This is a genomic window from Pseudozobellia sp. WGM2 (assembly GCF_017810075.1).
In the GTDB taxonomy this organism is placed as follows: domain Bacteria; phylum Bacteroidota; class Bacteroidia; order Flavobacteriales; family Flavobacteriaceae; genus JADNYK01.
In genome coordinates this window covers 152,910-167,921 of the sequence record NZ_JADNYK010000004.1, presented here as the reverse complement: position 1 = coordinate 167,921, position 15,012 = coordinate 152,910, and the positions used below count along the sequence as shown (strand labels likewise).

Genomic DNA, 15,012 nt, shown 5'->3' with positions numbered 1-15,012 from the left:
ATTATAAGGGGAGAAGGCTTGATTCTTTCAGTAATCCCCATAGAAAAATAATCGTCCAAACCAGAGTACGGACCCAATTATTCTTGACCAATTGGTTTAAATTTTCTTCGGAATATGCATTAGAACTTATTTTCTGATGCATCGGAGCAAAATACCTGAGGGTAATAATCCATTGAACGAGTACAAGTAAAAGCACCCCAACAGAATAGCTTGATATTTGTTTAAATACTTGTAAGCTAATAAGCGCGACTTGCCCTAGCATTAGAGGTATGACAATAATTCCCATCCGTTTTACATAGCTTTGATGCCAATTCAATAAGTCGTGCCTAGGAATATACTTGAAACTCGGATAAATAATCAGCTGTACCAACCAAATAAGTACGACGAGGGCGAAATCGAAAGTTAGCTGCCACGACTCAAGGTTCATTTTTATTTTTCAACCAATTTACCATCAGGATATTTCGCAAAGCGACCTTTCTTTTTGTCATGAACATTATCAGGGTAAGGCCATGGCCATCCACCGAACTGCGTCAATCTATATTCGTCCATCGCCTTTTGAATTTCTTCATCGCTGTTCATTACGAAAGGGCCATATTTCGCAATCGGCTCATCAATGGGTTTGCCCTGAAGAATCAGTAAATGAGCTTCTTTTCCTTCGGCTTTGATTTCTAAAACTTGGCTGGCATTTACATCAATTCCATGATTGCTTTTTATACTATTTTGCTCAATTCTAATCGTTTCTCCCTCATAGAAATAAACAGTTCTGTTAGTTTCGGCCTGTGCGGCATTCAATGAGAAAGTTGCACCCTCCTCAATGCGTATGTTCAAAATTGAAACTTCGTTTTCATTTTCTGATGCCCATGAATTCGGGGCCGGTTCTGGTGAGGGTGTATCTTTATACCTGCCGGCTACGACTTTTACCTTTACCCCATTTCTGCTAATAACGGGAATATCCTCATGCCATAACATTCTAAAATGAGGGTCAACGAACTTACTTTTTTTTGGAAGGTTCAGCCAAATTTGAAAAAGTTCTAAAGTGTTTTCTTTATCCGTGTGTAACAAGGGAAACATTTCGGAATGCTGAACTCCGCGTCCAGCGGTCATCCATTGTACATCACCTTCCCCGAATCTGCCTGCGGCACCCAAAGAATCTGAATGATCGCAAAAACCCTTATTTACAATAGTTATAGTTTCAAAACCACGATGGGGGTGTGAAGGAAAACCAGGTACGGTCTGCCCATGGTACATATTCCAGCCATCTTTACCGACAAAATCGTTTCCTAGGTTACGACCTATTAATGGTGCGTCGGGAGACATATCCTCTTTTCCTTTCGGGTATTGGTCATAGTGATAGACGCAAAATAGAAAGGGATCTTGGGTTTGCCAAGGTAAACCTAATTCATAAATCTGCTTGATTACCGAGTCCATTTTTTCTAAATTAGGTTTTAGTGTTCAGCGGTGTTGATTTCTATCCAATACCCATCAGGGTCTTGTAAATATATCTGTCGAACACCATCGGACCGAAGGGTTACAGCGTTCTCTTTTCCCGGCCAGTCTGAGTAAGCAATATCATTATTCTCTAAATGCAAAATCATGCCATCTAAATCTTGGGTCGATAAACATAGGTGCATTGATTTGTTCTTTTCAAAGGGTGCAAATTCTTTTTCGATTAAGTGTATTTGCGAGCTGCCACTCACAATAAACCAACGAAATCCCGGGGCTTTGTCAGGGTGTGGAGTCTCTTCTAACCTTAAAATGTTGGCATAAAAATCTGCGCTAACTTCAGAATCATCTACGACCAATGCAAAATGGTCAATTTTAAAATCAAATGATTGAGATGAGACAGTTTTAGAAACGACAGTGAAGAATAATAGTAGAACATATGCTTTTTTCATAGTAGATATTTGTGGTGAAGATAATTAAAACCCATCAAACCAAAAGTGTATAGGTAGTTCTAAAATAGCTCCGAAAGGCAATATTTATAGGTGTTTATGAGTTATACATCAACCACTTCCAGCGAGGGGTATAAAAACCATACAAACTTAGACCATGAAGAATATTGTTCGTTTATTATATACTTTCAGTTTAATTTTAGTGGCGGCCAGTTGTAGTTCGACCAGTACACTTACTATGGGTGTATTGCAGCCAGCTCGTATTACAGTACCATCATCTGCCAAAAATGTCGGACTCATAAATAGAAGCATACCCTCTGAAAGCAATAAGAATTTTGATAAAATCGAAAAGTTCTTGTCACTTGAGGGGTTACATCTGGATAGAGAGGGAGCGGAATCGGCCATTACGGGATTATATGATGAACTGGCAAGACTTGATAGATTCGATAATGTGACCATAATCGATAGTATAATGGTTCAGCGAAAGGGTTTGGGGTTGATGCCTGCTGCGCTTAGTTGGAATAACGTACAAGAAATATGTGATGAGTTCGGTGTTGACGTGCTATTATCTCTAGAATTTTATGATACCGATACCAAGGTGGCCTATGAAAGTAAAATGGTTACCATACCAAATAATTTGGGCATCAAGGCTTCGGTTCCCGGGCACAAAGTTACTTTGAATACCGCTATTAAGAACGGATGGAGAATATATGACCCCCAATTCAAACTTATACGAGATGAATATGTTGAAAACAATCAAATTGTGACCGTAGGAGAGGGGATTAATCCGATGAAGGCTGTTGAGGCGGTAATTGGTCGTAAAGAAGCGGTAATACAGACAAGTAACAACTTGGGTAGTTATTATGGTCAAAATTTGATTCCATTGCGCAAGAGAGTTACTAGATTGTACTTTGTAAAAGGAACCGATAATTTTAAAGTGGCCCAGCGTCGCGCACAAACCGGAGACTGGGAAGGGGCCGCAAAACTTTGGGAACAAGAAGTTAACCACCCAGATATGAAAATTGCCGGTAGAGCTTGTTATAACATGGCTATCATCAACGAAATAAATGGTGATTTGAATAAGGCTATGGAGTGGGCATCAAAATCATATTCTGACTATGATATTAGCGATGCCTTACGCTACGTTAATATTTTAAAATACCGTTTGGCAGAACAGAACAGATTGGATCAGCAATTAGCTAGATAAGCTTGCGTAACAGAAATTAACTCACTGCTTGTTTATATGTTTTAAGACAGCGCTCACGGGCTTCTTTATGGTCGACCATTTTATCGAAATAGTCATCGGTATCATGTTCTGGAACCCACTCAGAAATGTATTTTCTATTCTTGTCAAATTTATCAACTTGGGTCATAGGGTTAAAAATACGAAAGTAAGGTGCGGCGTCTACACCACTTCCGGCAGCCCATTGCCAGTTACCAACATTACTACTCATCTCATAGTCTAAAAGTTTTTCGGCAAAATAAGCTTCGCCCCATCGCCAATCGATTAAAAGATGCTTGCATAAAAAACTGGCCACTAGCATCCGTACTCTATTGTGCATATACCCAGTTTCGTTCAATTGTCGCATACCAGCATCCACTAATTTAAATCCCGTTTCACCTTTCTTCCATTTTTCAAACTCAGCTTCGTTATTTCGCCACTCTATACGATCGTACTTTTTCTTGAAAGCCTTGTTAACCGTTTTAGGATAGTGATAAAGTATCTGCATAAAAAATTCACGCCAAATCAGTTCACTCCAGAACACTTCGTTCTTTTCGGCAATCGCCTTTTTCACCATTTTTCTAGCGGACACCGTTCCGAACCTTAAATGTGGTCCTAAGCGGGAGGTGCCACTCTCTATTGCCGGAAAATTTCTGGTATCTTCATAATTGTTAATTAGGGTAGGGGTAACATCATAATCAGGTACTTTAATAGACGATTTTTTAAAACCGATATCGCTCAAACTTAAATTTGGTAGTCGGGTATTTTTTACTAAATGACCTAAATATTGACTGGTATAGTGAATGTTCAAATGTTCGTCGGCATTAAAATGTTCTTTCCACTTATTTTTATATGGAGTATAAACAATATAAGGGTCGCCATCATCTTTCACCACTTCATCTTTTTCAAATATTACTTGGTCTTTAAATGTTTTGAATTCAATACCATTTTCACCTAGAAAATCTGATATTTCTTGGTCTCTCTTCTTGGCGTAAGGTTCATAATCGTGATTGGTATAAACGAACTCTATCTCGTAGTCTGACACTAAATTTTCAAAAACACTTTTAGGGGTACCTAGATATAGGGCTATGGAACTATCATGTTTGTCTTGAAGTTCTTTACGCATTTCTTGTAGGCTGTCGTGTATGAAAGTTATACGTGCATCCCTCTCAGGAAGATTCTCGAGAATCTCAGTATCAAAAATGAAAATGGGCATTACCGGATTATCACCTTTGAGAGAAGCTAGAAAACCAACATTATCATCAAGTCTTAGGTCACGTCGAAACCAAAAAATAGAAATTTTATCTTTCATTATTGAAAAGTAATGAGATTTAGAATGAAATCTTGATTTGTTTAATTGATATTCAGGGTCGAAAGCCCTCCATCGACACCAATTACCTGTCCCGTAATCCATTTGCTCTCTTCACCTAGCAGAAATTTGGCCATGGCGGCTATATCGTTTGGGCTACCAATTTTTTTCAGGGGGTGGCGTTCTGCCACTTGTGCTCTTTTCTTGTCGCTACTGAGTAAACGACTTGATAAAGGAGTGTCTACCAAAGATGGAGCAATTACATTTGCCCTTATCTTTGGTGCATGTTCGGCAGCAAATGATTTGACGAAACCTTCAAGTGCCCCTTTGGCCGCAGCCACACTGGTATGATAGGGCATGCCGCTAACAACGGCAACTGTACTAAAGAAAACCAAACTAGATCCGTTAGATAATTTAGAAAAAACGCCCTTCAGCAACCTGACCATTGCGAAGAAATTAATTTGCATATCTTTTTCAATCGTATCAAGTGACATCATCTTGAAAGGCTTGAGATTGATGCTGCCCGGGCAGTATACAAAACCATCTAAACTTTCGGGTAACAGTTCAGTTTCTAAATCTTCATTTAACACGTCAAATTGTATATGCGTGATATCATCGGTAGATAGTTGCTGTACTGTTCTTGAAACTACGAAGAGATTGTAATCATTCTTAAGCAAATTTATTAGTGAAAATCCAATGCCTTGTGAACCTCCAATAACTAGAATATTCTTTTTCATAATTTTATGGTTGCTTTTTATTTTATATAGAGCTCATTTTGAACTCTTTCACACGATTAGGCATAGTACCGAATAATTGTGTCAGTTTTTGTTCACGATAAAAGAATATTTGTTTCAATTGATTCTCAACGAATATAGGATGAGCTATTTGACCTAGAATGCCGAACGGTAATTTGTAGTCAATTATATCTTCCATCTCTACACCACCATTGATCTCTTTGATAAAGTGTTTATGGTGCCAAAGGGAGTAAGGACCAAAACGTTGCTCATCGACAAAATATTCGCCTTCTTTAACATGAGTAATTTCAGTTACCCATTTTGTAGAATAAAGTGGGAAGAGTGAAACTTTGTATTGAATTATTTGACCGGGAAACATGGGTGTATCGCCACCGGAAAGAATATTAAAACCCATGTGGTCTGGTGTGATGACCTTCAGGTTTTTGGGGTTCGATAAAAATTCCCAAGCTTCTTTTTTTGAAATCGGAAGCGATTGTTTGGAATACAAACGATAAAACTTCATACCTACTTTTCACAAATATAAAATCATTTTTGTTTAACTATATATGATTTTTCTTAAACAATTAAGATTTTTATCTTTTGGGTCAATTTAAATTTCTATTCGCTTTAATCTCTATATAATTCAAGATTTGAATTCTTTTGAACTAAACATTTGATTATGAGTAACTAGGATAATTTTGTGATTATTTTATTTAAGGATTTATTAACAAATCTGATTTTACTTTCTGAGTAGTTTTGAGGAAACTATAAAATCAATTCAAATGAAAAAATTATCCCTTTTAATCATGGCCTTAGTGCTATCGTCGGCAGTTGAGGCACAAATTAATACGCCGGCACCCAGCCCTTTTTCAAAAGTTGAGCAAAAAGTCGGACTGACAGATGTAACTGTTGAATATTCAAGACCCTCAATGCGAGGTAGAACCATTTTTGGTGGTCTTGAAGAATATGATGAATTGTGGCGTACCGGTGCAAATGCGAGAACAAAAGTAACTTTTGGTGATGATGTGAAAATTGATGGTCAAGAACTTAAAGCAGGTTCATATGCACTATATACAAAACCTGGAAAACAGTCGTGGGAAGTATTTTTCTACACTGAGGCCGATGGTGGAGGTACTCCACAAAAATGGGACGAAAGTAAAGTTGCGGCCAAAACAACGGTTGAAGCCTATCAATTACCGGTAGATATCGAAACTTTTACTATCACTTTTGATGATTTGACCAATAATAGCGCGAATTTAGGGTTGATGTGGGAGAGAGCTTATGTGGCAATTCCTATCACCTTTCCTACAGATGTCAAGGTATCGGAAAATATTAAGACCGTTATGGCCGGGAGCCCAACTGCCAATGATTACTACGCAGCTGCAGTTTATTATAGCAGTGAGGACAAAGATATAGCCCAAGCCGATGAGTGGATGGACAAAGCTATAGAGATGACCGAAGAGCCTGCCTTTTGGCAATTGCGTCAACAGGCGTTGATCAAGTCTAAATCGGGTGACAAAAAAGGTGCTGTAAAAGCAGCGAAAAAATCACTCGCTAAGGCGAAAGAGGCGGGTAATGATGACTACATCAAAATGAACACCGAATCCCTAAAAGAATGGGGAGCTAAATAAGATAGTCTTTAAAAAATTTAAAAGGCCCCAATTTGGGGCCTTTCTTATTGCTTTACCGCCCACTGGGCCACTTCTATCATATCATGAGGTATTTTACTTACCGCCTTCAGTTCTTCTATCCTTTTATTATTTTTCTCAAATAAAGCTAAAGCCAAATCGGTTTCTTTAGATTGCCCATCAGAACTTGTTTTCAACATTTGCAGAAGTTGATTTAACTTTTCTGTTTCTCCCAATTTTTTATAAGCTAGAAGCCCGTAAAGATGATTTAGGGTATTTCTTTCGGAATGTAATTCGGTATAATCGATTATTTCGTTCAATGCGGAAAGATTTTTCTCAGTCTCCCCTATATAATTTGATGCTAGGGCCAATACGTAGTTCTGTGCTCTCTCATCAGGATTGTATGGTTTACCAACACCTATATTTTCGGGCCATTCTTTTGATTTGTGAAGTATAGCAATAGCCTCTTTATAATGTTCTTTTTCTAACTTCTCTTTTGCTAGGGCCAAATGAACTCGTTCATAAATTTTACGACTTTCGCTAGCATGTTCATAAGGTAAAACATTAATGGTGAGTAGTATATCAATAACCTCTTGATACTTTTTCACGTTTAACAGCGCTTTTGAATGGGCTAGACCAATATTGTAGTTGTTCGGGTATCTTTTGAAAGCTTTTTTAGATAGCCTATACGCCTGTTCGAATTTTTTGGATTCTAGATAGAAGAGGATATTTTCTTCCCACACTTTCCAGTCGTTTGCATTCAGTTCTAATGCCTTCTTATAATCGGCTTCAACTGCCTCAGCGGATCGATTACCTAACATTTTGGCACGAAATAAATAGAAAATTGCTGAGTCTGCGTTGAAACCTATTTCTTTTAATATAGTTTCGCCCTTGGCAATATGGCCAACAGCTATATAATTCTGTGCCAAATAATATTTGAACTTCCAACTTTCATTCTGTTCTACCGCCCATTCTAATACAGTAAGTGTTTCTCTTCGATAGGGAAAAACAAGTTCGATAGATTTCTTCGCAATTTCTTGTAAGCTGTCATCGACATTAAAGTCAGTTATTGCTCTTTGTAAATATGAACCCCACAGCGAATTCTTGGTGTTTTCAGCTTGTAAGCTTAAAATTTGTAAAGCTTCATCTGCTAAGCCAAGATTTTTGTATTCCAGAGCTAGGGTTAAATTGGTTTCGGCCGGAAATTCATTGTCTACATTGAAATTAAGATTTTTAGACGATTTAAATTGCTCTTCAAGGTTTGCAAAATAGGAGAGGGGGGCAATTTTTCGAAGTTTCTCCAATTCAATTTCAAAAAGCTCAGAATTTCCCGCTTTTCTAGCGGTAGCCAGTTTCACTTTTCTAGCATTTAGGTTGTAAGTGTTGAAGTCAAGGGCTTTTTTAGCATAGTTATCAGCTCGTAAATAATTTTTTGATGCCAGATAGAGTTCGGCCATTTGTGCATATGCCACCGAGCGATATTTCATATCTCGTGCGGCCCACCCTAACGATTCAAGAGCATTGATGGTATCATTTTGGGCGCGATAACCTATACCTGCTATATAATTCGCACCAGAGTTGTAGGTGTCTAATTTCAATACCGTATTGGCATGGGCCAATGCTTTATCGTAGTTGGTTTTACGATACTCCAATTCTGCTAATTTGACCAAACCTGATTGATGGTAAGGGTCATTGCTTACCAGTTCTTTCAAGAGTTCTTCTGCTTTTTTAAACTCTCTAAATTCCATAGCTTCGGTACCGTCAAATAGAAGTTGTTCCGTTTTTGAAATTTTCACTTCGGTATCGGGCTCGAAAGGCCTTTTAAGTCTATTGACTTCCAAATTTGAAGAGTACGACAATTCTGTGCCTTCAATCACGACTTCTACTTTGTCCGTTGATTTCGCCTCCAATACTCGAGAATATATCTCCATGGTATTTAAGCTCAAAACTTCATCAACTACCCTTTTTCCATTGATTTTGATTTTAAGGGTATTATTTAGTTTTTGCAAGGCATTGATACCTATCTTTAATTTTCCGTCATCATGTTCGACATTTAAAACCCCATGTGGAGAAGCATCTACCATGCCACCTATCTGTTTGTACGGAAACCAGATTTCGCTCCATCTATCACTTGCGTATGCTTGAAAACCCACCTGACTGATAGGGTTGACCTCTCCTGGAAAATATTGGTCAAACAGGCGCCCAGCTTGAAATTCAATATACTGACCATCGGAATCGGTCAATAAATCTTCCCAGATACCGCCAGAACGAGACAATGACCAAATCCATAATTTTTGACCTGGCATTTCTTCATATGGAGCCCATTGCCCGAAGCCGAAACTGCTATCATGATAATAACCTCCGAAGAAATCATTATAACCACCAACAATATGGTACGATTTTGCCGGACCGAAATTATTGTTTTTGTAGTACGATAGGTTTCTGTTTTCACTATCAATAGGCCATGAGCGTGCCTCGCCGTTGTGCTCTACATAGGCATTACCTGGAATAAAAAATTCTAAATCTTGTTTGGCCTCTGCGGCACCTGTCATCCAATTATAATAAGACTGCGTTAGGGGAGAGGCGTTATACCAAGATGCATTGGTCTCAAAATAGGCTTTGTCTTTTTCTAAGCGAATTTCAACTTGCCACATGGTATTTGAGGGTAGGTCTATGGCGCCGACGATACAACTTACACTGCCATCGTCGTTTTCTTTGGTTAGATAATCTACGGAGGTTGCGGTATTCGGGTGGTGGCCAATTATACCAAAGTTAAATTCAATTCCACCAGATGTCCACGGCCCTCTCATCGCTATATTGCGAAATTTGATAACATCGTTTTTATAGAGAAACTCTTCGCCCGTACTTTTTTCAATTGCTCCCCATACTTTTCCGCCGATTTCGGGTAGCACCATAACCTTAACAAAATCATTTTCTAAAGTGACCACTTTCCAATCTTGCTTTTTGGCCTGATGTTCATATTCTTCAAACTTGAAATAAGGAAATATTTTAGGATTTTCAGTTAAAATGGGCACGGGGTTCGGTTTGCCAAAACCGTATGTGTCCAATGACTGAATTACTTCTGAAATGGATGCAGATTGAGCACAAAGACTTAAAGTCACTGACTGAATCATTAGAAGTGCAATAAGGCTAAAACTAAATTTCATTATTCGGAGGAGGCATTAAGTTTATATGTAACTAATGATTGATTGTTTCTCGCAAAGAGGTATAAATTCTTACTTGTACCCAGCTTGATTTTTTCAATATCGCGAACTTCACCGTCTATGTTCAGTCCGCTTTCAAGGGTGTTGATATTTTTAAAAGTGCCATCACCGTTTCCTAAAAGTAGAACACCCTTATTGGCATCGTATCTGCCATATTTGACCCTGGTGCCGTAGAAATTTCCAGCAAGAATTATGTCTAGGTGGCCATCTTTATTTATATCATCGACCAAAATACCATGAACAGGAGCAAATTGGGCAAGTGTCGGTAGCGCACTAATTTTAAATTTACCTTTACCCAAATTCTCTATATAACTTGTCGCAAAGTTTGTCGCTTTAAGAATATCTATTCCGGAAAGTTCGTCTTTTGAAAAAATGTCAGAAATTTTTGCATTGGCATAATCGGAATAATTCACGTATTTGTTTTTGAGTCCGCTCAATTGGCCCACCAGATCATCTTTCGAAAAAACGGGATAGCTTTCTTCCATGATGAAGGATGTTAGAATTGGATCAAGTGAACCATTGCCATCGAAATCTTTTGAATATAATTCTACAGGTTCTTCTTTTGAAGACTTCAGTTGAGAGTTCAATCCGAAGTTCCCAACGATGAAATCAAGATCACCATCACCATCGAAATCACCCGGTTTAATAGTATTCCACCAACCAAATTCATCTTGCAACCCTGAACTTTTGGTGTTCTCTATAAACTTGCCGCCAGTATTTGTAAAGCTCCGGACAGTCATAAATTCTCCCACTACCATAAGGTCATCTACTTCATCTCCGTCGAAATCGGTAAATAAGGCATCAGTTACCATTCCAATGGATTGTAAGTTTTCGGCAACTGAATGGGTTACATCTTTAAAATTACCCGAACCATCATTCTCAAGAAGGTAACTTCTTGGTGATATGGGATATTGGCCAGGCACAGATCTTCCACCGACAAATAAATCTAAATCACCATCATTGTCAAAATCACTTGCTTTAGCACAAGAACCATTAACCAGCATTTGTGGTAAACTGGCGCTATTTCTGGTAAAGCTTCCTCGGCCGTCATTAAAGTATATTCGGTCTTGTAATTGAGAATCACTTAGATTAAATTCATGACCACCACTGACTACATAAAGGTCTAAATCTTCATCTTTATCGGCATCAAAAAAAAGTGCATTGGTATCTTCATAACCTTTTTCTAGATCAAAGGATGAATTCGATATTTCGAATGTACCGCCTTTTTGCTGTATATAAAGTTCACCGCTCTGGCCTTTGGCACCACAAATATAAATGTCTTCTAAACCATCACCATTCACATCTCCCTTTGCAATTTTTGGCCCTTGGGTAGAGAGTTTGTGAGGTAGCAACTGCTCTCGTTTAAAATCGACATAATTATTTTCGTGATGTGCAAAATTTATTATACTGTCTTTTGAAATATTACTAAAGTAGGTAATGTTTTTTTTTGCTTTGGATGTTTCAACGGAACCGGCATTTTTTTGATCCAGTATAAGTAATTGATTCGCTGATACGTTTTCAAGAATTTGTTTGCTATTGTCGGGCCAAGTAATTATAAGTTGATTAATGGTATCGGCAGTACCAAGGCCAAAAAGTAAGTTATAATCTACAGATGATTGAAAACCCCGAGTAGGCATCATTTCTTGAACTTGAATTTGTTCACCGATATTTATTTCTATTTTACAACCAATGCCATGCGTGTTTTTTCCGCTTCCTTTAAGAGAAATCTTTAAATAATTATTATCGGAATGCAGGTTGCTATTGTTTCTGTAGATAGAGGCATATTCGTCGGTATTATTAACAATTATATCCAGGTCACCATCATTATCTAAATCTGCATAAGCGGCTCCGTTTGATAATGTTTTTTGATTTAAACCCCAGTCTGCATTTACTTTTGTAAACGTTAAATCACCATTATTTCGATAGGTGTAATTCTCTTCTATAATCGCTGGCATATTGTTCAGTAAATCATTTACGGCCATTTCTGCCCCTCCCTGATTTTCTTCCATTTTTTGTTGTACGGCATAATTCATAAAATCCATATTCGTATAGTCTCGCTTTACTCCGTTGGTAACAAATAAATCTTTGTAACCATCATTGTCAAAATCAGCCAACAATGGTGCCCAGCTCCAGTCTGTACTAGATATACCCGAAAATTGACCTATTTCAGAAAATGACTTTCCATTATTATTCAGATGCATCATGTTTCTCATAGATTGATGGTAGAAGCCTGATTTGACCAAAAACTGAAATTTGTCATAATTATCTGGCCCAGAAACCATTTTCTGTCTGAAATTACCCTCAGGTAGCATATCCAATGTCATTATTTCTGGGTACCCGTCATTGTTGATATCGGCAACATCAGAGCCCATTGAGAAGTGTGAAGTGTGGCCAATAAATCGTTCAAGACTTTCGGTAAACGTACCGTCTTGGTTATTAATATACAGGTAATCCTGTTCATTAAAATCGTTCGAGATATATATATCGGGCCAGTCATCATCATTGACATCCGATACGGCAGCGCCAAGGCCAAAACCCAAAACATTGGAAGTCAACCCAACCTTATCATTGGATATTAAGAAATTTCCATCTTCATTGATGTAAAAATGATCTTCGAAATATGGATTTCTTTTTTCTTTAAGCTTATTCGAAACTTGTCTAAAACTAGCATATTCTTGAATAGAATGATTTACAACATACAAATCTAAATCACCATCTTTGTCATAATCGAAGAAGGTTCCTTGGGTGGAATAGCCCGGGTCATCAATACCATATTCTGATGCCCGTTCTGTAAAGGTGAGATCTCCATTATTAATGAAAAGCAAATTCTTTCGCTTGACATCATTTTTAGCGGCGGACCTACATACGTAAATGTCTATATAGCCATCGGAGTTTATGTCGACCATGGTAGTGCCCGTATTCCATAATCCTTCCGCAAAAACACCAGCATCTTTGGCAATTTCTTCAAATGTAAAATCACCTTTGTTTAGGTAAAGGTGGCTGCCGACCATACTGCCCGTAAAATAAATATCTTGAAGCCCATCATTATTTATATCGCCGACCGATACACCGCCACCATTATAGATATAACCATATGTTAGGATATTGAACTCATCGGTTTCCTTTAAAAAATTTTTAAAGTTAATATTTGTTTTGCTCTCGGAAAGCAAAGTGAACATCTTACTCCTATCTTCATCTTCGCAAGAAGTTGAGATGTGCATTAATAGCGTTAATAGTAAAACTTTAAAAATTTTAGTATGCATATCTCATTGTTTAATCTGGTAAGTCATAATTTAAGATATTTTTCCTTAAAAAATCTTCTACTCCCTGTTGCTTGGTTATGCTATAAAAAAACCTGTAGGATTGGCAGCCTACAGGTTTTACTATCAAACAATTAAAAATAATAATTAAAAATTGGGTGCGCCTGTGTCCCACCATAAGCGGGTGTTTATTTCATCTGGTCCGCCGAGTTTCGATACTGCATCAGCAATTGTTTCAGGACTTCCCTCTCTCTCAGAATTTGGATAAGGCATTCTCTTAATAAATTCACCTTCAGGCACTATTCCCCAATCAGAATTACTACTATTTTGGTAAACTGGTGTTAATTTTGGATAACCTGTACGCCTAAAATCAACCCACGCTTCCATTTCATTGGTGAAAGCTGCAATCCATTTTTGAGTAATTATTTTCTCTAATTTGGTTTCATTGTCGGCGGCTTCGTCCCAAGCAACTGTATTAGTTATATTATTGGTGAAGTCATTAACAGTACCATCTTCTAAATCATCATAAACGGGGTCGTTATAATCAATAGGTATACTAGTGTTGTCAGATAAGTAGTCTGAAGCCCCAGGAGCACCCCACAAGTCGAAGGAGGTTTGTATACCAGTTTCATAATTTTCTTGAGCATCACCTGCACCTGCCCACCCACGTAGTGCGGCCTCTGCTTTAATGAAAAATACTTCATCTGCACTCAAGACCTTTCTTGTGGTTACTTTGTCTGGAAAATTGAAGTCTTCATTGATTGTAGAATAAGGTGTATGATCATCTTTAGCAATCAGCTCCCCGCCATTTCTAATACCTTTATAGGGCCAATCTGGATGGTCACTAACTAGGGTAGCATCTGCTACCGGCTCAAAATAGGAGTGGATTCTATTATCTTTGTAGCCTACTAGTATTGATTCCATTTTAGCACTCATTCTTGTATCATTCCACTCAAAACAAATTTGAGCTGGGTGAAATTTGTTGCCATTTAAAAAAATCAACATATTTTCGGCATTAGTCTCAATAAGTCCGGCTGGGTCAGCAAGGGCTTTTTCTCCTTGTGCCTTAGCTAGCACTGGGTCAGCTTTTGAAATTCTCATCGCCAACCTTAATCTAAGAGAATTGGCAAATTTGGCCCAGCTTGCTACATTACCACCATATGGACTTTTGTCAAAGGCATTGAAGCCCACATAATCGGTGTTTGCACTGAATGTAGAAATAATTCTGTCTAAATCACTAAAAAACGCTGCGTATAATTCGGGTTCACTGTCATATTGGGCAGTACCTTCAATACCGTATTGTGAATATAGTACAGGCCCGTAATATGTGGTTAACCTTGACATTGAAAGTATTCTGATTAAATTGGCCCATTCTACGAACATGGGGTAATTTTCTGTCTCGGCAATTCCAATAACTTGCTTGGCAGGTGCCATCACATTATCATATTCTCTGGCCCAATATCCATTCCATGTAATGTAATAAGTGGTATTGTTGACATTACCAACAAATCTAGTGGGTTGGGCTAATGCCTGGGCATAGGAAACATTTGTTAAATTATGGTCAATTTGATTACCAAAAATTTCATATAGCATACCTGAATAGAAAGACCCCACGTTATTGAAATCTTGTTTAAGAGACTCATCCGTTATGTCAAATGGGTCAGTGTTGGCCTCTACAAAATCATCTGTACAGCTTGCAAATAAATATGGTAGAAATACCAGTATATATATATAATTTTTCAT

11 protein-coding genes are annotated in these 15,012 nt (G+C 37.9%); 2 read left to right on the top strand and 9 right to left on the bottom strand.

Translation table 11 applies throughout. The features are described 5' to 3' along the window. Nucleotide 1: 1 nt before the first annotated feature. The 3 genes from IV512_RS10580 to IV512_RS10570 are packed head-to-tail and all read right to left on the bottom strand — an operon-like array spanning nt 2 to nt 1,895. On the bottom strand, nt 2-427 hold the full coding sequence (locus IV512_RS10580; protein WP_209403154.1) for a hypothetical protein: 426 nt from the start codon (nt 425-427) through the stop codon (nt 2-4). Nucleotides 428-429: 2 nt separating this feature from the next. After that, the gene (locus IV512_RS10575) at nt 430-1,428 is read right to left on the bottom strand and encodes a pirin family protein (protein ID WP_209403152.1); all 999 of its coding nucleotides are present in this window, start codon (nt 1,426-1,428) and stop codon (nt 430-432) included. A gap of 17 nt (nt 1,429-1,445) precedes the next feature. Then, nucleotides 1,446-1,895, bottom strand: coding sequence for a VOC family protein (locus IV512_RS10570; RefSeq protein WP_209403150.1), 450 nt, complete (start codon nt 1,893-1,895; stop codon nt 1,446-1,448). A 154-nt stretch (nt 1,896-2,049) separates the two neighbouring features. Here IV512_RS10570 and IV512_RS10565 point away from each other — a divergent pair, with 154 nt between their 5' ends. After that, complete coding sequence (locus IV512_RS10565; protein WP_209403148.1) at nt 2,050-3,099, top strand: DUF6340 family protein; 1,050 nt, start codon at nt 2,050-2,052, stop codon at nt 3,097-3,099. A 16-nt stretch (nt 3,100-3,115) separates the two neighbouring features. Here IV512_RS10565 and IV512_RS10560 read toward each other — a convergent pair whose 3' ends face one another. Genes IV512_RS10560 through IV512_RS10550 form a run of 3 tightly spaced genes read right to left on the bottom strand, consistent with a single transcriptional unit; the run spans nt 3,116 to nt 5,680 of the window. Then, complete coding sequence (locus IV512_RS10560; protein WP_209403146.1) at nt 3,116-4,426, bottom strand: deoxyribodipyrimidine photo-lyase; 1,311 nt, start codon at nt 4,424-4,426, stop codon at nt 3,116-3,118. A 41-nt stretch (nt 4,427-4,467) separates the two neighbouring features. Further along, entirely contained in the window at nt 4,468-5,160 is a 693-nt protein-coding gene (locus IV512_RS10555; RefSeq protein WP_209403144.1) for an SDR family NAD(P)-dependent oxidoreductase, read from the bottom strand. Nucleotides 5,161-5,182: 22 nt separating this feature from the next. Continuing rightward, nucleotides 5,183-5,680 carry an SRPBCC family protein gene (locus IV512_RS10550; RefSeq protein ID WP_209403142.1) on the bottom strand — a complete coding sequence of 166 codons (498 nt, stop codon included), beginning with the start codon at nt 5,678-5,680 and terminating at the stop codon, nt 5,183-5,185. Nucleotides 5,681-5,939: 259 nt separating this feature from the next. Between IV512_RS10550 and IV512_RS10545 the strand changes: the two genes are divergently transcribed. Beyond that, nucleotides 5,940-6,788: a DUF2911 domain-containing protein gene (locus tag IV512_RS10545; RefSeq protein WP_209403140.1), complete on the top strand. Its 849-nt coding sequence runs from the start codon at nt 5,940-5,942 to the stop codon at nt 6,786-6,788. A 44-nt stretch (nt 6,789-6,832) separates the two neighbouring features. On the opposite strand, the gene IV512_RS10540 is transcribed toward IV512_RS10545, so the two are convergent. From IV512_RS10540 to IV512_RS10530, 3 genes are all read right to left on the bottom strand, one after another. Continuing rightward, nucleotides 6,833-9,919 (bottom strand): DUF5107 domain-containing protein, encoded by a 3,087-nt coding sequence (locus IV512_RS10540; RefSeq protein ID WP_209403139.1) that lies wholly within the window; start codon nt 9,917-9,919, stop codon nt 6,833-6,835. A 32-nt stretch (nt 9,920-9,951) separates the two neighbouring features. Next, entirely contained in the window at nt 9,952-13,272 is a 3,321-nt protein-coding gene (locus IV512_RS10535) for a VCBS repeat-containing protein (protein ID WP_209403137.1), read from the bottom strand. A gap of 144 nt (nt 13,273-13,416) precedes the next feature. Beyond that, nucleotides 13,417-15,012 (bottom strand): SusD/RagB family nutrient-binding outer membrane lipoprotein, encoded by a 1,596-nt coding sequence (locus tag IV512_RS10530; RefSeq protein ID WP_209403135.1) that lies wholly within the window; start codon nt 15,010-15,012, stop codon nt 13,417-13,419.